Annotated in this window: 17 protein-coding genes; 4 read left to right on the top strand and 13 right to left on the bottom strand. The window is 71.2% G+C overall.

What is annotated here, in order from left to right; genetic code table 11:
• Positions 1-105: 105 nt before the first annotated feature.
• A complete protein-coding gene (locus AB0C36_RS16185; protein WP_358354251.1) occupies positions 106-2,208 on the bottom strand; it encodes an APC family permease in 2,103 nt (700 codons plus the stop codon).
• Positions 2,209-2,410: 202 nt separating this feature from the next.
• Here AB0C36_RS16185 and AB0C36_RS16180 point away from each other — a divergent pair, with 202 nt between their 5' ends.
• Complete coding sequence (locus AB0C36_RS16180; RefSeq protein ID WP_358354248.1) at positions 2,411-3,073, top strand: potassium channel family protein; 663 nt, start codon at positions 2,411-2,413, stop codon at positions 3,071-3,073.
• Positions 3,073-3,732, top strand: coding sequence for a potassium channel family protein (locus tag AB0C36_RS16175; RefSeq protein WP_358354246.1), 660 nt, complete (start codon positions 3,073-3,075; stop codon positions 3,730-3,732). Before AB0C36_RS16180 ends, AB0C36_RS16175 begins: the two co-directional genes overlap by 1 nt.
• Positions 3,733-3,798: 66 nt before the next feature.
• On the opposite strand, the gene AB0C36_RS16170 is transcribed toward AB0C36_RS16175, so the two are convergent.
• The 12 genes from AB0C36_RS16170 to AB0C36_RS16115 all read right to left on the bottom strand — a co-directional run bounded on the left by AB0C36_RS16170 (position 3,799) and on the right by AB0C36_RS16115 (position 17,098).
• Entirely contained in the window at positions 3,799-5,172 is a 1,374-nt protein-coding gene (locus AB0C36_RS16170; protein ID WP_494410250.1) for an NsdA family TPR-like regulatory protein, read from the bottom strand.
• Positions 5,173-5,317: 145 nt separating this feature from the next.
• The gene (locus tag AB0C36_RS16165; protein ID WP_358354242.1) at positions 5,318-6,145 is read right to left on the bottom strand and encodes a DUF3159 domain-containing protein; all 828 of its coding nucleotides are present in this window, start codon (positions 6,143-6,145) and stop codon (positions 5,318-5,320) included.
• Between the two features lie 52 nt (positions 6,146-6,197).
• Complete coding sequence (locus AB0C36_RS16160; protein WP_358354240.1) at positions 6,198-6,596, bottom strand: OB-fold nucleic acid binding domain-containing protein; 399 nt, start codon at positions 6,594-6,596, stop codon at positions 6,198-6,200.
• A gap of 51 nt (positions 6,597-6,647) precedes the next feature.
• Positions 6,648-7,322: a response regulator gene (locus AB0C36_RS16155; RefSeq protein ID WP_358354238.1), complete on the bottom strand. Its 675-nt coding sequence runs from the start codon at positions 7,320-7,322 to the stop codon at positions 6,648-6,650.
• A gap of 235 nt (positions 7,323-7,557) precedes the next feature.
• Positions 7,558-10,107 (bottom strand): DUF4118 domain-containing protein, encoded by a 2,550-nt coding sequence (locus AB0C36_RS16150; protein ID WP_358354235.1) that lies wholly within the window; start codon positions 10,105-10,107, stop codon positions 7,558-7,560.
• 76 nt (positions 10,108-10,183) lie between these two features.
• On the bottom strand, positions 10,184-10,930 hold the full coding sequence (locus AB0C36_RS16145) for a potassium-transporting ATPase subunit C (protein WP_358354232.1): 747 nt from the start codon (positions 10,928-10,930) through the stop codon (positions 10,184-10,186).
• A gap of 5 nt (positions 10,931-10,935) precedes the next feature.
• The gene (gene kdpB / locus AB0C36_RS16140) at positions 10,936-13,059 is read right to left on the bottom strand and encodes a potassium-transporting ATPase subunit KdpB (RefSeq protein ID WP_358354229.1); all 2,124 of its coding nucleotides are present in this window, start codon (positions 13,057-13,059) and stop codon (positions 10,936-10,938) included.
• Between the two features lie 2 nt (positions 13,060-13,061).
• Positions 13,062-14,726, bottom strand: a complete 1,665-nt coding sequence (gene kdpA, locus AB0C36_RS16135; protein WP_358354226.1) for a potassium-transporting ATPase subunit KdpA — start codon at positions 14,724-14,726, stop codon at positions 13,062-13,064.
• Entirely contained in the window at positions 14,723-14,815 is a 93-nt protein-coding gene (kdpF, locus tag AB0C36_RS16130; protein WP_358354225.1) for a K(+)-transporting ATPase subunit F, read from the bottom strand. The genes kdpA and kdpF overlap by 4 nt, the downstream gene beginning before the upstream one ends.
• A 363-nt stretch (positions 14,816-15,178) precedes the next feature.
• On the bottom strand, positions 15,179-15,991 hold the full coding sequence (locus AB0C36_RS16125; protein WP_358354222.1) for a DUF3710 domain-containing protein: 813 nt from the start codon (positions 15,989-15,991) through the stop codon (positions 15,179-15,181).
• 1 nt (position 15,992) lies between these two features.
• Entirely contained in the window at positions 15,993-16,520 is a 528-nt protein-coding gene (dut, locus tag AB0C36_RS16120; protein WP_358354220.1) for a dUTP diphosphatase, read from the bottom strand.
• Complete coding sequence (locus AB0C36_RS16115; protein WP_358354218.1) at positions 16,517-17,098, bottom strand: PaaI family thioesterase; 582 nt, start codon at positions 17,096-17,098, stop codon at positions 16,517-16,519. Before AB0C36_RS16115 ends, dut begins: the two co-directional genes overlap by 4 nt.
• A 184-nt stretch (positions 17,099-17,282) precedes the next feature.
• Here AB0C36_RS16115 and AB0C36_RS16110 point away from each other — a divergent pair, with 184 nt between their 5' ends.
• The gene (locus AB0C36_RS16110; protein WP_358354215.1) at positions 17,283-18,167 is read left to right on the top strand and encodes an SDR family oxidoreductase; all 885 of its coding nucleotides are present in this window, start codon (positions 17,283-17,285) and stop codon (positions 18,165-18,167) included.
• Positions 18,168-18,237: 70 nt separating this feature from the next.
• Positions 18,238-18,699 (top strand): DUF3093 domain-containing protein, encoded by a 462-nt coding sequence (locus tag AB0C36_RS16105; protein WP_358354212.1) that lies wholly within the window; start codon positions 18,238-18,240, stop codon positions 18,697-18,699.
• The last annotated feature ends 232 nt before the right edge of the window (positions 18,700-18,931 follow it).

Here is an 18,931-nt window from a genome sequence, read left to right as displayed (position 1 = left end):
GTCGAGGGCGCCGGGAAGAGGGACGGCATGGCCGTCCGCAACGCGGCGGGGGCCGCGCGCGATCTCCGCGCGCGACCCCCCAGCCTACGGTGTCCGGCCCCGGGCTCAGGGCTCCCGCGTGTCCCCGGCTCCGCTTCCGGCGCCGCCCCCGGCCGCGCCGCCCGACCCGCCGCCGCTCCCGGCCCCGGCCCCGGCCCCGGCCCCGCGCTTGGTCTTGGGGGCCGGCTCGCCGCGCCGCACCGCGCCCGGCGCGTTGTAGCCCTTCGCGTGCTTGACCCGGTCCGACGACGCAAGCTGCCACGGCACCGAGGCGACCACGACCCCCGCGGTGAAGAGCAGGCGCCCCTTGAGCCGCAGCGCGCTCTGGTTGTGCAGGATGTGCTCCCACCAGTGGCCCACGACGTACTCGGGGATGTACACCGTCACCACGTCGCGCGGGCTGGACCGGCGCACGTTCTTGACGTACTCGATGATCGGCCGGGTGATCTCGCGGTACGGCGAGTCGAGCACCTTGAGCGGCACCTCGATCCCGCGCTCGTCCCACTCCTCGCGCAACGCGTCCGTCTCGGCCGGGTCCACGCCGACGGTGACGGCCTCCAGCACACTGGGCCGCGCGGCCCGGGCGTACGCGAGTGCCCGCAGCGTCGGCTTGTGCAGCTTCGACACCAGCACGATCCCGTGCACGCGCGAGGGCAGCTTCATGTCCTCGTCCGGGTCCGCGACCAGTTCCTCGGACACGCGGTCGTAGTGCCGCCGGATGCCCTTCATCATCACGAACAGGCCGACCATCGCGAGGATGGCGATCCAGGCCCCCTGGAGGAACTTGGTGAGCAGCACGATGACCAGCACCGCGCCCGTCATGCACAGGCCGAACGCGTTGATGAGGCGGCTGCGGACCATGTGCCGCCGCGTGGCGGGGTCGTCCTCGGTCTTGAGGTGCCGCGTCCAGTGCCGGATCATGCCGGCCTGGCTCATCGTGAACGACACGAACACGCCCACCACGTAGAGCTGGATCAGCTTGGTCGGCTCGGCCTTGAAGGCCACGATCAGCACGATCGCGGCACCCGCCAGCATGATGATGCCGTTGCTGAACGCGAGGCGGTCGCCGCGCGTGTGCAGCTGGCGGGGCAGGTAGCGGTCCTGCGCGAGGATCGAGCCGAGCACCGGGAAGCCGTTGAACGCGGTGTTCGCCGCGAGCACCAGGATCAACCCGGTCACGGCGAGCACCAGGTAGAACATCGGGTGCGCGAACGTCCCGCCGAAGACCGCGTCGGCGACCTGGGCGACCACCGTCTTCTGCTCGTAGTCGGCGGGGGCCCCGGTGATCTGGTGCTCCGGGTCCTCGGCGAAGTGCACCTTGGTGATGCTCGCGAGCGCCAGCATGCCCATGAGCATCGTGACCGCGATGGTGCCCATGAGCAGCAGCGTCGAGGCGGCGTTGCGGCTCTTGGGCTTGCGGAACGCCGGGACGCCGTTGCTGATCGCCTCGACACCGGTCAGCGCCGCGCAACCGGACGAGAACGTGCGCAGCAGCAGGAAGACCAGGGCGATCCCGGTGAAGGAGTCCTCCTCGGTGATCCCGAAGCCGGCGCTCTCGGCCCGCATGTCGGCGTCGGTGAAGAAGTATCGGATGAACCCGAAGAGCGTCATGCCGATGATCGCGAACATGAACAGGTACGTCGGGACCGCGAACGCCGAGCCCGACTCGCGCACCCCGCGCAGGTTCATGGCCATGAGCAGGAGCACGAGCAGCACGGCGTACAACACCTTGTGCTCGCCTATGGCCGGGATGGCCGACGCGATGTTCGCCACGCCGGACGAGATCGACACGGCGACGGTCAGCACGTAGTCGACCAGCAGCGCGCTGCCGACCGTGAGGCCCGCGCTGGGCCCGAGGTTGACGGTCGCCACCTCGTAGTCGCCGCCGCCGCTCGGGTACGCGTGCACGTTCTGGCGGTACGACGCGACCACCGTCAGCATGACCACGACGACGGCGAGGCCTACCTGCCAGCTGAAGTGGTACGCGGCCAATCCCGCCATCGACAGCGTGAGCAGGATCTCGTCGGGCGCATACGCCACCGACGACAGCGCGTCGGATGCGAAAACCGGGAGGGCGATGCGCTTCGGCAGCAGGGTCTCGTGGAGCTTGTCGCTGCGGATCGCTCTGCCGACGAGAATGCGTTTGGAAAGTCCGCCGAGTCTTGACACGCGGGCGATCGTACGCTGCGCAGGTTGCCCACACGCCGGGGCCCGCCGTGATCGGATCATTCCGTACGCCTGCCGGGTTCTCGTCACCTCCCGCGTGTAACGTCGCCAAAACGTCTGTCACCCTGGTGGCAGGCCGCAGAGGTGCATTGCACCTGAGCAGCCACCAACGCGGACATCAGCGACAAACGCCGGAAGGACGGCCGTGCACATCGTCATCATGGGATGCGGGCGCGTGGGATCCACGCTCGCGCAGACCCTGGAGGAACTGGGACATTCGGTCGCCGTGGTCGACCGGGACGCGACGTCGTTCCGCCGGCTCGGCTCCCACTTCTCCGGCCGCCGCGTCACCGGCGTCGGCTTCGACCAGGACACGCTGCGCGCCGCCGGTATCGAAGAGGCGGGTGCGTTCGCCGCGGTCAGCAGCGGCGACAACTCGAACATCATCGCCGCGCGGGTGGCCCGCGAGACGTTCGGCGTCGAGAACGTGGTCGCACGTATCTACGACCCCCGGCGTGCAGAGGTGTACCAGCGCCTCGGCATCCCGACCGTGGCCACCGTGCGCTGGACCGCGGACCAGATGCTGCGGCGTCTGCTGCCGAGCGGCGCCGAGCCGCTGTGGCGTGACCCGAGCGGCAGCGTGCAGCTCGCCGAGGTGCACGTCAACCCGCAGTGGGTGGGGCACCGGCTGTCCGGCCTGGAACAGGCGTCCGGTGCGCGCGTCGCGTTCCTCACGCGCCTGGGCGAGGGCATCCTGCCCGGCCCCGACACCGTCCTCCAGGAGGGCGACCTGGTGCACGTGATCATGCAGCAGGCCGATGTGGCCGCCGTCGAGGCGGCCTTCGAGAAGGCCCCGGAGGCCAACTGATGCGCGTCGCGATCGCCGGTGCGGGCGCGGTCGGCCGTTCCATCGCAGGCGAGCTCCTGGAGAACGGCCACGAGGTCCTGCTCATCGACAAGACCCCCGAGGCCATCAAGGTCGAGTCGGTCCCGCAGGCCGAATGGCTGCTGGCCGACGCGTGCGAGATCTCGTCGCTGGACGAGGCCGCGTTGCAACGCTGCAACGTGGTCATCGCGGCGACCGGCGACGACAAGGTCAACCTCGTCGTGTCGCTGCTCGCCAAGACCGAGTACGGCGTGCCGCGCGTGGTCGCGCGCGTCAACAACCCGAAGAACGAGTGGCTGTTCAACGAGGCGTGGGGGGTGGACGTCGCGGTGTCCACGCCGCGCCTGATGTCCGCCCTGGTCGAGGAGGCGGTCAGCGTCGGCGACCTGGTGCGGCTCATGCGCTTCAGCCAGGGCGACGCGAACCTCGTCGAGCTGACCCTCCCGGAGGACACGCCGCTGGTCGGCACGCGCGTCGGCGACGTCGCGTGGCCGGTGGACACCGCGCTGGTGACGATCATCCGCGAGGGCCGCGTGCTGGTGCCGAGCAAGGACGACTCGCTGGAGGCGGGCGACGAACTGCTGTTCGTGGCCGCACCGGACCGCGAGGAGGAGCTGGAGGACCTGCTGTCCTCGCGGTGAGGTGCCTCGCGAGATGTCTCGCGGTGAGCTGCCTCGCGGCGACGTGTACGGGCGCGTGGGCCGCGCTCACACGGCCATCCCGGCGTACAGCTCCTCGGCGCGCTCGCTGAACTCGCGGACCACGGGCTCGCGCTCGTGCGGGTGCAGCCGGGTGCGGAACTCGCGCAGGAAGTCGTTGCACTGCGACGAGTTGAGCCGGCTCGCGATGTCCAGCGCCTCGGACGCCTTGGCGCACGCCTGGTCGAGGTCGCCCTCCTCCAGGTGCGCCGCCGCCATGAACGTCGTGTCCTGCGCGCAGCGGCGGGTGTAGCCGTCCGTCCGAAGCCCTATGGCCTCGTTCGCGAACTCCTGGGTCGCGCGCGGCAGCCGCAGGTCGCGGTGGCAGTGCGCGAACTCGTGGATCAGCTCGGCCTTGTCGAAGTACTGGCACCAGGCCGGGTCGTCGTCGCCGTCCGCGGCGTCGAGGCTGCGTTCCGCGGCGCTCAGCGCCTCGACGCACGCGCGCTCGTCGCTGAGCGCCGCATGGCCGCGCGCCTCCATCGCCAGGACCAGTGCCTGGCCCCGGTGCGTCAGCGAGCCGCGCGCGCCCTGCTGGGCGGCGCGCGCGAGTTGCACGGCCTCCCAGCCGTGCCCGAGGTAGACGGCCTGGCAGGCCATGTTGGCCATGACATAGGCGCCGTACGCCCGGTCGTCGGCCGCCTGCGCGAGCCGCAGCGCCTGGATGTGGTACCGCTGCGCGAGCGCGTGCCGCCCCGAGTCGAACGACAACCAGCCGACCAGCTCGGTCAGTTCCGCCACCGCACGGAAGAGGCCGCGCCCGACGTCGTCGCCGTACGACCCGGACAGCTTGGTCCGGGCGACGCCGTTGAGGTGGTTGACCACGGTGTCGCGCAAGTCGCCGCCGCCCTGGGCGCGGTCGAGCTTGCGGAACATGACGACGGTCTGGCGGATGCGCTCCACATCCGCCTCGCGCACCCGGCCGCTGCCGCCGTGCTCCATCGGTTCGGGTTCCGCTCCGGTCGCCGTCGACCAGAACAAAGCCGGGCTCGAAAAGGCCGCGGCTCCGAACGTCGAGCCGAGCAGGAAATTGCGGCGGTTCATGTCTCTCCCCGTCAGCTCGACCACGGCGCGGCGGATATCGGACACCGTGCGAGCGACACTCAACCCGTCGAAAGGGTCGGCGGCAGGTGGGCGCCGGTCCCGCAAGCCCAGGTCGCTGACCGTAAGTTCGTATCCCAACCTCCGGCCGAGAACCTCGGCCAGCAGTTCGGGAATGGGCCAACGCGGTTGGGCACCGTCGAGCCAACGGGCCACCGAGGTATGGGTGCATCCCAGGTGTTGCCCCCGGCGCTCGGCCACCACGTTCACCCAACGGGCGATTTCACGCCTCGTCAGACCGGCCTCTTCGACCAGTGCGCGAAGGTCACCGTTTCCGGCCACCGTCCCCGCCTCCTTTCACACGAGGCATAACAAGGACGCTAGTTGCCGGGATACGGCCGAACGGGGAAATAGTCAGGAAATTGACTTGCGGGCACACAACATGAACGGCCGCTTTCGCAAGCGGCCGTTCAGTGTTGTCTGCTGATCAGCGGGAGGTCGACTCCGAACCTGTGGCCGATGGCCGGTCGTCGTCGTAGGTCACCTTCACCGGCGGCGGCGCCTTCGACATGATGAGCCACGTCAGGTAGATCGCCACCAGCCACGGGGGTACCCCGAGCGCCACCTTGGCGGCGCCGAGCCACGTCACCTTGTCGGCCAGATACAGCGGCACCTGCACGACGATGCGCAGCACGAACAGCGCGACCCACACCCAGGTCGCCTTCGTGTACGCGGCGGCCCGCGCCGGGTTCTTCCGCCACGTGAAGTTCTCGCCCAGGATCGGCCCGAGCACGACGCCGATCAGCGGCCAGCGCACCAGGATCGACACCGTGTACGCGACCGCGTAGCCGCCGGACAGCAGCACGCCCAGCAGGTAGAAGTTCTCCGCCTTGCCCGACTTGATGGCCACGAAGGCGGCGATCGCCACGCCGAGGAACCCGCCGAGCGCGTGCATCAGGGTCTCGCGGCGCATCAACCGGATGCCGGCCAGGACGGCGGCGACGGCGACGGCGGCGTACGCCGATGTCGCGGTCGTGCGCGTGATGGTGAAGACGACGACGAAGACCAGTCCGGGGACGGTCATGTCGATCATGCCGCGCACGCCGCCGAACGCCGCCACGAGCGACATGGCGCTGTCCGGGGTGCCGTCCGCCGCGGGGGCTGCGTGCGCCCCGCCCGCGGTGTCGTCCGCCCGGTCCAATGCCTTCTCCTCGGCGCCGGTGCCGGCCGCCGTACGTCCGTCAGCGGCCCTGTCGCCCGAACCGGGAGACGCGGCCTCGCTCGCCGGACGCGGGAGCTCGGCCTCCGCGGTCACCGGCCGGCCCTCGCCCGTGCCACCCCAGCCGTCACCGGTTCGCAGATCTCGGTCACCCATTGCCCACCGGACGCAGCTCGTATTTCGGATTGAACAGGACGTAGCGGCCCTGGGCCGTGGTGAGACGGCCTTGGGCGACCAGCTGGCGGCCGGGCTCTATCCCGGCGATGCGGCGTCGGCCGAGCCAGACGACCGACAGGGCGCCGGACCCGTCGTACAGCTCCGCCTCCAGCGCGGGCACGCCGGCCCGCGGTCGGAAGGTGACCGTGCGCAGGGTCCCGCCGACGGTGACGAGGTCGCGCTCGACGACGGACCCGATGGCCGTGCAGCCCAGCCGGCTGCAGTCCTGCTGCAGCTCCTCGGCCTCGAGCTCCTCGTGGGTCGAGGTCAGCCGGTTGAACATCCGGCGGAAACGGCCCGGCTCGCGTTCGACTCCGGTGGCACCACTCATGAACGCAAAGGTACCTGGTCGACACGTGACCCGGGATCCGCCCGCGGCCCGTCACGGCTCGAAGCGGTACCCCATGCCGGGCTCGGTCAGCAGGTGTCTGGGGTGCGACGGATCCGCCTCCAGCTTGCGGCGGAGCTGGGCCATGTAGACCCGCAGGTAGTTGGTCTCGGTGCCGTACTGCGGGCCCCATACCTCCTGAAGCAGCGCCTTTTGACTGACCAGGCGGCCCGCGTGCCGGACCAGGACCTCCAGCAGGTGCCACTCGGTCGGGGTCAGGCGTACGTCGGCCCCGTCGCGGTGCGCCTTCTTGGCCGCGAGGTCGATGGTGAACGCCTCGGTGACCACGACCGGCACCTCGTCCTCGGGGGTCGAACGGCGGACCGCGGCACGCAGCCTGGCCAGCAGTTCGTCCATGCCGAAGGGCTTCGTGACGTAGTCGTCGGCACCCGCGTCCAACGCCGCGACCTTCTCGTTGGACGCCTGCCGCGCGCTGAGCACGATGATCGGCACCTTGGTCCAGCCGCGCAGCCCGCGGATCACCTCGACGCCGTCCAGATCGGGCAGCCCGAGGTCGAGGAGGACCACGTCGGGGTGGTGGTCGGCGGCCGCGGCGAGCGCCTGAGTGCCGTTCGCGGCGGTGTCGACCTCGTAGCCCCGGGCCTTGAGGTTGATGGCCAGCGCGCGGACGATCTGCGGCTCGTCGTCCACGACGAGCACCCGTGTCATCGAATTGCCTCCGTACGTTCCGAACCCGTTCGCGCGGCGTCCGCGACTGCGCGGCCACCGAAGTGTTCACTCGTTCGTGGGATTCCAGCGGCGTGGCATCGACGCCCATGTCGAATATCTGTTCGACTATGAGTCGTGCTCAGGAAACCGTCGAAACCCTCGAACCCGCGCCCCTCCGTCGTCCCGGCCCCCTGGCCCGTCCTGCTGCGGTACCCGGTCCGCCGGGTGCGACGCATCATGTCGCCGCCGGGACGGGCGCTTCGCTCGCGGCACCCTGCCCGGTCGGCGGGCGGCCGGCGGACATCCGGAGCGTCAGCACCATCGTGAGCCCGCCGCCGGGGGTGTCCTCGGCAGCCAGGGAACCGCCCAGCGCCTCCGCGAAGCCGCGGGCGACGGCCAGTCCGAGGCCGACGCCGTTGCCCGCCGGGGCGTCGCCGTAGCGCTGGAAGGGCTCGAAGATGCGCTCCTTCGCCTCGTCGGGCACCCCCGGGCCGCGGTCCACGACCCGCAGCTCCACGCCATCGCGCACTGCCTCCGCGCGTACGTGCACACGGCGGTCCGGCGGATTGTGCTTGACCGCGTTCTCGATGACGTTGGCCAGCACCCGGTCCAGGAGCCCGGCATCGGCCCACACGGTCGGCAGCGTCTCGGGGACGTCCAGGACGACGGAGGTCTCCGGCACCCCGAGCACCGCGCCCGGGACCACCTCGTCGAGGGCGACGTCGCCGAAGAGCGGGGTCACGGTCCCGGTCTGCAGGCGGCTCATGTCGAGCAGGTTGCCGATCAGCGCGTCGAGGCGGTCGGCGCCGTCCTCGATGGCCGCCAGCAGCTCCGCCTCGTCCTCGGGCGACCAGCTCACGTCCTCCGAGCGCAGCGACGACACACTGGCCTTGATCGCGGCGAGCGGCGTACGCAGGTCGTGCGACACCGCCGCGAGCAACGCGGTGCGGATCCGGTTGCCCTCGGCCAGCCGCCGCGCCTCCGCGGCCTCGGCGACCAGGCGCCGCCGCTCCAGGACCACCGCCGCCTGGGCCGCGAACGCGCCGAGCACCCGGCGGTCCTCGGCGGGCAGCATGCGGCCCGACAGGGCGAGGGCCATCGAGTCGGAGACCGGCACGTCGACGTCGGCCTCCTCGGGCTTGCGCACCGGATGCGGGCCGACGCTGCCGACACACGCCCACGGCCCGTGCGGCTCGGTCCGCTCCAGCATGGCGACCGACTCCATGCCGAACGCCTCGCGCACCCGCTCCAGCAGCGCCGGCAGTGCCTGCTCGCCGCGCAGCACACTGCCGGCCAGGAAGCTCAGCGTCTCGGACTCGGACTGGCTGCGCGCGGCCTGGTGGGTGCGCCGTGCGGCGACGTCGACCACGGACGCGACCGAGAGCGCCACGAGGACGAAGACGGCCAGCGCGAACATGTTCTCCGCGTCGCGGATGGTCAGCGTGTGCAGTGGCGGCGTGAAGTAGTAGTTCAGCAGGACCGACGACATGACGGCCGTCAGGGTGGACGCCCACAGCCCGCCGAGCAGCGCCACGCCGACCGTCAGCATCAGGTAGAGCAGCATCTCGGTGGACAGGCCCAAGTGGTCGCGGCTCTGCGCCATGACGATGGTCAGGAGCAGCGGGCCGATCAGGGCGAAGAGCCAGGAGATGAGCAGGCGCCGCCGGCTGACGGCGGACCGCGGTACGCGTACCGTCCGCCCGACCCCCGCGTGCTCGTGCGTGACGATGTGCACGTCTATGTCGCCCGACGAGGCCGCGACAGTGGCCCCCACGCCCGGCCCGAGGATGTACTGCCACGGCTTGCGGCGGCTGGAGCCGAGCACGATCTGCGTCGCGTTGACGCCGCGTGCGAAGTCGAGCAGCGCGCTGGGCACGTCCTCGCCTATCACCGAGTGGAAGGTGCCGCCCAGGGACTCCACGAGGGCGCGCTGCTGGGCCAGGGCCTCCGGTGAGGCGCCGGTGAGGCCGTCGCTCTTGGAGACGTACACGGCCAGCAGTTCGCCGCCGGACCCGCGCGTGGCGACGCGGGCGGCGCGGCGCAGGAGCGTGCCGCCCTCGGGGCCGCCGGTGAGGCCGACGACGATGCGCTCGCGGGCGGGCCAGGTGGCGCTGATGTCGTGTTCGGCGCGGTACTGCTGGAGGTATTCGTCGACGCGGTCGGCGACCCACAGGAGCGCGAGTTCGCGCAGTGCGGTGAGGTTGCCGACCCGGAAGTAGTTGGACAGCGCCGCGTCCACCTTCTCGGGTGCGTAGACGTTGCCGTGGGCCATGCGGCGGCGCAGGGCCTCCGGTGACATGTCGACCAGTTCGATCTGGTTCGCGCGGCGTACGACGGCGTCCGGCACGGTCTCGCGCTGCGGCACGCCCGTGATCGACTCGACGACGTCGTTGAGGGATTCGAGGTGCTGGATGTTGACGGTCGAGATGACGTCGATGCCGGCGTCGAGGATCTCGTCGATGTCCTGCCAGCGCTTGGCGTTGCGCGAGCCGGGCACGTTGGTGTGGGCGAGCTCGTCGATGAGCGCCACCTTCGGGCGCCGGGCCAGGACCGCGTCGACGTCCATCTCGGTGAACGCCGATCCCCGGTGCGCCATCTCGCGGCGCGGGACGACCTCCAGGCCCTCCAGCATCTCCGCCGTGCGCGGGCGTCCGTGGCACTCGATCAGACCGACCACCACGTCCGCGCCGCGGGCCCGGCGGCGCTGTCCCTCGCCCAGCATTGCGTACGTCTTGCCGACGCCGGGGGCGGCGCCCAGGTAGATGCGCAGCTTTCCGCGTCCCATGGCGTCCATTGTCGTCCTCATCAGGGGATTCCGAACGATCCGGGCCCACCCGGCGGGGTGGGCCCGGAGGCCGGGGCTACTCCGCCTTGGCCGCCTTCTGCAGTGCGATGTTCAGTTCCAGCACGTTGACGCGGGGTTCGCCGAGGATGCCGATGACACGCCCGTCGACGTGGTCGTCGACCAGCTTCCCGACGACGGCCGGGTCGAGCCCGCGCTCGGCGGCGACGCGGTTCACCTGGATGAGCGCGTACGACTTCGAGATGTGCGGGTCGAGGCCCGAGCCGGACGCGGTGACCGCGTCGGCCGGCACCCGGTCCTCGGGGACGCCGTTGAAGGACGCCACCGCGGCCTTGCGGTCCTTGACCAGTTGGATGAACTCGGGGTTCTCCGGGCCGTAGTTCGAGGCGCCGGAGGCCAGCGGGTCGTAGCCGCCCGCCGACGGCCGCGGCTGGAACCACGACGGGTCCGGCTGCGTGCCGACGCCCTCCGCCTGCTCCTCGGACAGCTGCGCGCCGCTTGCGAGGTAGGTGTAGGTCACGGTGCCGTCGTCGGCCTCGTGCCCGACGACCTCCTGGCCCCGGGCGTCGAACAGGCGCGGGTTGCCGTCCCCGTCGACGAGGTCGAAGCTCTGGCCGATCAGGCTGGAGCCGACCTCCTTGCCGTCGACCTTCACCTTCGAGCCGTTGGCCTGGGCGGGGAACGCGGCCTGCGCGATCCCGGTCATGGCCAGCGGGTACGCGATGCCGAGCAGGACCGTGAGGACCAGCAGGGCGCGCAGTCCCGCGAGGAAGACGCGGATGCGGGTGCTTGTCTGGGTGGCCATGGTTATCAACCGATTCCGGGGATGAGCGAGACGACCAGGTCGATGAGTTTGATCCCGACGAACGGGGCGATCAGGCCGCCCAGGCCGTAGACGCCGAGGTTGCGCGACAGCATCTTGTCCGCCGACATGGGCCGGTAGCGCACGCCGCGCAGCGCCAGCGGGATGAGCGCGACGATGATCAGGGCGTTGAAGATGACCGCCGAGATGATCGCCGACTGCGGCGTCGCCAGGTGCATGATGTTCAGCTTGTCGAGCGGGGCCAGGCCCGCCGGGCCGCCCGCCACCGCGAACATCGCGGGGATGATCGCGAAGTACTTCGCCACGTCGTTCGCGATGGAGAACGTGGTGAGCGCACCGCGCGTGATCAGGAGCTGCTTGCCGATCTCGACGATCTCGATGAGCTTGGTCGGGTTCGAGTCGAGGTCGACCATGTTGCCGGCTTCCTTGGCGGCGGAAGTGCCGGTGTTCATGGCCACGCCCACGTCCGCCTGGGCGAGCGCGGGCGCGTCGTTCGTACCGTCGCCGGTCATCGCGACGAGCTTGCCGCCCGCCTGCTCGCGCTTGATCAGCGCCAACTTGTCCTCGGGAGTGGCCTCCGCGAGGAAGTCGTCGACGCCGGCCTCGTCCGCGATCGCCTTGGCGGTCAGCGGGTTGTCACCGGTGATCATGATCGTCCGGATGCCCATGCGGCGCAGTTCGTCGAACCGCTCGCGCATGCCCTCCTTGACGACGTCCTTGAGGTGGATGACGCCGAGGACGCGCGCGCCGCCGGCGTCCTCGACCGCGACCAGCAGCGGGGTGCCGCCGGCCGCGGAGATGGCTTCGACGGTCTCGCCGGACTGCCGCGGTACGGAGCCTCCGCGCTCGGCGACCCAGGCGTTGACGGCGGAGGCGGCGCCCTTGCGGATGCGGCGTACGCCGTCCTTCTCGACGAGGTCCACACCGGACATGCGGGACTGCGCCGTGAAGGCGATCCACTCGGCGTGCCCGAGTTCGCCCTCGTGGCGCTCGCGCAGGCCGTACGCGGTCTTCGCGAGCACCACGATCGACCGTCCCTCGGGCGTCTCGTCGGCGAGCGACGAGAGCTGCGCGGCGTCCGCCAGTTCGTCCTGGGCGACGCCGTCCAGCGCGACGAACTCGCTCGCCTGGCGGTTGCCCAGCGTGATGGTGCCGGTCTTGTCGAGCAGCAGCGTGCTGACGTCGCCCGCGGCCTCGACCGCGCGCCCGGACATGGCCAGCACATTGCGCTGGACCAGCCGGTCCATGCCCGCGATGCCGATCGCGGACAGCAGGGCCCCGATGGTGGTCGGGATCAGGCAGATCAGCAGGGCCACCAGGACGACGAGCGACTGCTCGGCGCCGGAGTAGACGGCCAGCGGCTGAAGCGTCACGACCGCGAAGAGGAAGATGATCGTGAGCGACGCGAGCAGGATGTCGAGGGCGATCTCGTTCGGCGTCTTCTGCCTTGCGGCACCCTCGACGAGGGCGATCATCCGGTCGATGAAGGTCTCGCCGGGCTTCGTGGTGATCTTGACGACGATCCGGTCGGACAGCACCTTGGTGCCGCCCGTGACCGCCGAACGGTCGCCGCCGGACTCGCGGATGACGGGCGCCGATTCGCCCGTGATGGCCGACTCGTCGACGCTCGCGACACCTTCGACGACGTCGCCGTCGCCGGGAATCACGTCGCCGGCCTCGCAAACGACCAGGTCGCCGATCCTGAGGTCGGCACCGGGCACGCGCTCCTCGCGGTCCCCAACGAGGCGCCGCGCGACGGTGTCGGTCTTGGCCTTGCGCAGCGTGTCCGCCTGCGCCTTGCCGCGGCCCTCTGCGACCGCCTCGGCGAGGTTGGCGAACAGCACGGTCAGCCACAGCCAGACGGCGGTGACCCAGGCGAAGGTGCCAGGGTCCTTGACCGCCATGACGGTGGTGAGGACCGAGCCGACCTCGACGACGAACATGACGGGCGTACGCACCATCACGCGCGGATCGAGCTTGCGCAGCGCCTCGGGCAGCGAGCGCAGCAGTTGCGCGGGGTCGAAGAGGCCGGCCGAGACGCGGCCGGGGCCGGACGGGTGCTCGGGCGACGGGGTGGGGGCGCTCTGCGGAGCGTTGAGTGTGGTGGTCATGGTTATGCGAGCCCCTCCGCGATCGGGCCGAGGGCGAGAGACGGGAAGAAGGTCAGGCCCGTGACGACGACGATCACGCCGATGAGCGTGCCGACGAACAGCGGCCGGTGGGTCTTGAGCGTGCCGACCGTCTCCGGGACGTGGCGCTGCTCGACCAGGCGGCCGGCCAGTGCGAGGACGAGTGCGATGGTGAGGAACCGGCCGATCAGCATCGCGAAGCCGATGGTGGTGTTGTAGTACTCGGTGTTCGCGCCCAGGCCGGCGAAGGCGGAGCCGTTGTTGTTGGCACCGGACGTGTACGCGTACAGCACTTCCGACAGGCCGTGCGGTGAGTCGGAGTTGAGGATCGAGGCGCGTTCACCCGGGAGCGCGAGCGCGATGCCGGTCATCGTGAGGATGGTGGCCGGGACGACCAGGATGTACATCGCGACGAGCTTCATCTCACCGGCGCCGATCTTCTTGCCCAGGTACTCGGGCGTGCGGCCGACCATGAGGCCCGCCACGAAGACCGCCAGGATCGCCATGATCAACATGCCGTAGAGGCCGGAGCCGACACCGCCGGGCGAGATCTCGCCGAGCATCATGCCGAGCATCGTCAGGCCGCCGCCGAGGCCGGTGAACGAGGAGTGGAACGAGTTCACCGCGCCGGTCGAGGTCATGGTCGTCGACGTCGCGAACAGCGATGAGCCCGGCACGCCGAAGCGCTGCTCCTTGCCTTCCGTCGACCCGCCCGCGATCTCCAGGGCGGTGCCGTTGTGGTGCATCTCGGTCCAGGTCATCAGCACTACCGCGACGAACCACAGGGCGAACATCGCGCCGAGGATCGCGTAGCCCTGCTTGGCCGAGCCGACCAGCGTGCCGAACGTGCGCGGCATCGAGAACGGGATGACCAGGATCAGGAAGATCTCGAACAGGTTCGTGAACGCGTTCGGGTTCTCGAAGGGGTGCGCGGAGTTGGCGTTGTAGAAGCCGCCGCCGTTGGTGCCGAGCTCCTTGACGACTTCCTGCGAGGCCACCGGACCGCCGGTGATGGTCTGCGTACCGCCGTTGAGCGTGGTGACGGTGTGCGGGTCGGCGAGGTTCTGCAGGGTGCCCGAGGCGACCAGCACGATGGTGCCGATGACCGCGATGGGCAGCAGGATGCGGACCGAGCCGCGCACCAGGTCGACCCAGAAGTTGCCGATTTCGCCGGTGCGAACCCGGATGAAGCCGCGTACGAGGGCGACCGCGACGGCCATGCCGACCGCCGCCGAGACGAAGTTCTGCACCGTCAGGCCGGCCATCTGCACGGTGTGGCCGACCGCGGACTCACCGGAGTAGGACTGCCAGTTGGTGTTGGCGGTGAAGGATGCGGCGGTGTTGAACGCCTGGTCGGCCTTCATGGGCTGGAAGCCGAGGTTCCACGGCAGCTTGTCCTGGAAGCGCAGCAGCGCGTACAGGCCGAGCAGCGAGAACATCGAGAACGCCAGCACGCTGCGCAGATAGATGCCCCAGCGCTGGCCGGAGTCGGGGTTGGCCCCGATGGCCCGGTAGATCCAGCGCTCCGGACGCGTGTGCTTGTCCGAGGAGTAGACCTTGGCCATGTAGTCGCCGAACGGGCGGTGCACCGCGGCGAGCAGGGCTATCAGCAGGGAGATCTGCAGGATCCCTGCGATGGTGGGACTCACTGGAACCTCTCGGGGAAGATGAGGGCGAGCACCAGGTAGCCGAGCAGGGCGACGGCGACGACGAGGCCGACAACGCTGTCCGCGTTCACAGCTTGGCCACCCCCTTGGCGATGGCGGCGACGAGCGCGAAGAACGCGACCGTCAGGAGTACGAAGGCCAGGTCAGCCATCGCGGGTCTCCTCGTGAGAGTTGGTGAGAGGTTGTGTGTTGCGGGGTCATTGGTAGCAGCCCCAGCTCCCACAAAAGCGCTATAAATCAGGCATTTCGTCGAGCGCTAGCGGCGCCTTGACGCGGCCCCGCGGCATATTGACGCCGTCCATACGCGGCCCTGATGCGCGGCTTCCGAGGGGGCGGCCGCGGACATGCGAAAGGGGCCCGGCCACACCCTCGTTCGGGTGTGTCCGGGCCCCTTGCGGAAGCCGGGTGCGCTCAGGTCGACACGACCTGGCCGACTAGCGGACCTCGGTGATCTCCGGGCCGCGCGAGAACGGGTTCAGGTCGCCGCTGTACGGGTTCTTGCCCGAGTCGTCGACCTCCTCGGCGGTGGGCGGCGCCACGCCGCTCGCCGGGTCGATCTGGGCGTTGTCCGGCAGGCGCAGCAGGATCGGGTCGCGGGGCGCCATCGGGTCGGCGCCGCGCACGATCACCGTCTCGCGGAAGATCCGCTCCAGGTCCGCACCGGTGTCGGCGTCCACCGCGGCGCGGCCGGAGATCACCCCGCGCAGGAACCAGCGCGGGCCGTCGCAGCCCACGAAGCGCACCAGCTGCGCGCCCTGCGTGCCGTCCGGAAGCTGTACGGGCACCTGCGCGCGCAGCTCCCAGCCGAGCCCGCCGTCGAGCTCGTCGACCAGGCCGCCCTGCTGCGTGATGCCGCTCGCGATCTCCTTGCGGATCTCGTGCCAGATGCCCTCGCTGCGCGGCGCCGCGAAACCCTGCAGCTGCACGGCGCTGTCCCCGAGGATCACGGTGGCCGCGATGATCAGGTCGTTGGCGACCTCGACGCGCAGTTCCATGCCCTCGACCGCGGGCACCAGCAGCCCGCCCAGGTCGATGCGGCCCTCGTGCGGCTCGTCGAGCTCGTCCTCGTCCCACGGCCCGTCCGGCCGCGGCGCGGGCGGCAGCGGGCGGTTCAGCGCCTCGTCGTCCGCCGGGGCGTCGGCCGGCCCGTCCTCCGCCTCGGCCTCGTCCTCGTCGGCGGCGAGGTCGTCGTCGAGTTCGTCGACGGGCTGGTCGGCTTCTTCGTTGCGTCGGCGACGTCGGAACACGTCAGATCCCTTCCCTGTCGGAAGCCGAGTCCTGCACTGTCACTGTGACGGCACCGGCGTCGGTGCCGTTGCCCACGACGGCGGCGTGGCCGCCGGTCGATCCGAAGCCGCCCTCGGCCCGGTCCGAACCCGGCAGGACGCCGACCTCGTGGAATCTCGCCCGCTCGACCTTCTGCACGACAAGCTGGGCGATCCGGTCACCGCGGCGGAACGAGACGCTTTCGCGCAGATCGTGGTTGACCACGATGACCCTGATCTCGCCACGGTATCCCGCATCGATCGTGCCCGGGGTATTCACCAGCGACACCCCGCAACGTGCCGCAAGTCCGGAACGCGGGTGGACGAACGCGGCATAGCCGTCGGGCAGCGCGATCGCGACCCCGGTGGGCAGCACGGCGCGCTCCCCCGGGCCGAGCTCGGCGTCGACGGCGGTGACCAGGTCCGCGCCCGCGTCGCCCGGATGGGCGTACGCCGGCAGCGGCAGTTCGGCGTCGAGCCGCTGCACCAGGATGTCCACCGGACCGGTCACGGGTTCACCTCGAAAGCCCGCGCGGCCTTCACGACATCGGGGTTCGCCATCGCCCGTTCGACGTCCTCGGCACGCCCGTGCGACACGAAGTGCTCGAACCCGACGGCGATGAACAGCGACGCGGCCTCGACCGCGACCGGGCCGTCCGGCGCGTCCAGGCGTCCGGTCGCGCGGGCGAAGATCTTGCGGCCCTCGACGCCCGTGCACCACGCGTGGATGTACAGCGTCGAGCCCACCGGCACCGGGCGGCGGAAGTCCGTCTCCAGGCGGGCGGTGACCGCCGGCTGGTGCAGCAGGTAGCCCAGCGCACCCAGCGCCTCGTCGAACGCGCAGCTCAGCAGTCCGCCGTGGGCCAGGCCGGGGGCGCCCTGGTGGCCGGTGCCCACCACGAACTCGGTGTCCACGCTGACGCCCTCGCCGACCCGGGTGCGCAGCCGCAGCCCGTTCTCGAGGTCCTCGCCGCAGCCGAAGCAGCCGTCGTAATGCTCGCCCAACTCGGTGCCCGGGGGAGGTGCGCTCGCATGCGGCCCGGGCACCGTGGCGTCCGGAGCCGGGGTCAGGGATGAAGGTCGACTCACCCGGGGGACATTACTGCCTTTCGCCGGTCGGACGGTGTCCAGCCCGCCCCGCGGCGGCGTCGCGGGTGGTGGGCGGCGCGGGCCCGGGAGCACTACGGTCGTGGGCCGGGGCTCGGGGCGGCACGGGCCGCTCAGGCGGGCGGGCGTCCAGCGGGTGGGCAGGCGGCAGGACGGAAGGACGCAAATGACCAAGAGCGTGGTCGTGACGGGCGCGACCGGCGGCATCGGTCTCGCGACCGCTCTGGAGTTGGCCCGCGCGGGGCTCGACGTCATCGGGACCGCGCGCTCCGAGGACAAGGCGCAGCGGCTGCGGGAGGCGGCCGAGCGCGACGGACTCGGCGTGCGGACCGTGCTGCTGGACGTGTGCGACGCCACCTCGACGGTCCGGGCGTTCACCGAGATCGCCACGATGACCGGCGGCGGCCCGTGGGCGGTCGTCAACAACGCCGGCTTCGCCCAGCCGGGCGCGGTCGAGGACGTCGACGACGAGCAGGCCCGCCTGCAACTTGAGACGAACCTGATCGCGCCGGCGCGCATCGCCCGGCTGGTCCTGCCGCAGATGCGGCAGCGGCGCAGCGGGCGCATCGTCAACATCTCGTCGATCTCCGGGCGGGTCTCGGCGCCGTTCCTGGGCTGGTACTGCGCAAGCAAGCAGGGGCTGGCGGCCGTGTCGGACGCGCTGCGGATCGAGGTCGCGCAGTTCGGGGTCAGGGTCGTCCTCATCGAGCCGGGCAGCTTCGGGACGGACATCTGGGAGCGCAGCATGAACCGCCTCCCGCCGCGCAAGAACTCCGCGTACACCGAGTCGTACGAGATGGCCGACGGCATCCTGCGCCGCTCGTCGTCGCTGCCCGCCCCCGGGCCGGTCGCGCAGGCGGTACGCCACGCACTGCTCACGCCGCGCCCCCGGCCGCGCTACCTGGTGGGCTCGGACGCGAAGACCGGGGCGGTCCTGGACGCCCTGGCCCCGCGCATGCTGTCCGACTACGCGAAGGGCGTGGCGACCGGCGTCCGCACTCCCCCGGAACGGGTGGTCCGCCTGCTGGACAAGGTCACCCGCCGCCGCTGACCCCGCGCGGGCGTGCCCGGGCGCGGGGCCGGTGGTGTGCCGGGCCCGGCGGGGATGACAGGCTTGTGCCATGCAGGCGTATAGCGAGCGGCTCGTGGTGCCGACGTCCTGGTGGGGCCTCGTGGCCGGTGCCGGCCTGGTGAGCGGGCTCATGCTGCTGCCCGTCGGCCCGGTCGCCGCGGCTGTCGCCGTGGTGGTGGGTGCGGTGCTGGCCGCCTGGGCGGTCAACGCCTACGGCTCGGTGCGGGTGCGCGTCACCGACGGGTTCCTGGAGGCCGGCCGGGCGCGGCTGCCGCTCGCGGCGCTCGGGACCGCGTCCGCGCTGGACGCGGAGGAGGCCCGGTCGCTGCGCATGGAAGGCGCCGATCCGCGCGCGTTCATGCTGCTGCGCAGCTATGTGCCCACCGCCGTGCGCGTCGAGGTCACCGACCCGGACGACCCGACGCCGTACCTGTACGTGTCGTCGCGCAACCCGGCCCGGTTCGTCGAGGTGCTCGACGCGGTACGCCGCCGCAACGCCGCGCAGGGCTGATCCCGCCGGGCGTACGGCCGCCGCCGGTCGGCCCGGTGCCGCGCCGCGCGCCCTTGGGTGCGCCCCCACCGCCCGGCGCACGCGGCGCCCGGACGGCGCGTATCCGGCGCACAGGCTGCGGACGCGGAAGAACGCCCGCCGGGGGTGCGGCGGACGTCCCTTGTCTTTGGCCCTGAGGCCTTCGCGCCTCCTGCGGCGGAGGCGTTTGGAGTTGCTGCGGGAGCACGTGTGC

The sequence above is a fragment of the Streptodolium elevatio genome (assembly GCF_040649515.1).
Classification (GTDB): Bacteria; Actinomycetota; Actinomycetes; order Streptomycetales; family Streptomycetaceae; genus Yinghuangia; species Yinghuangia elevatio.
The sequence above is the reverse complement of the archived record's forward strand: the minus strand, read 5'-3'. Positions and strand labels throughout refer to the sequence as shown.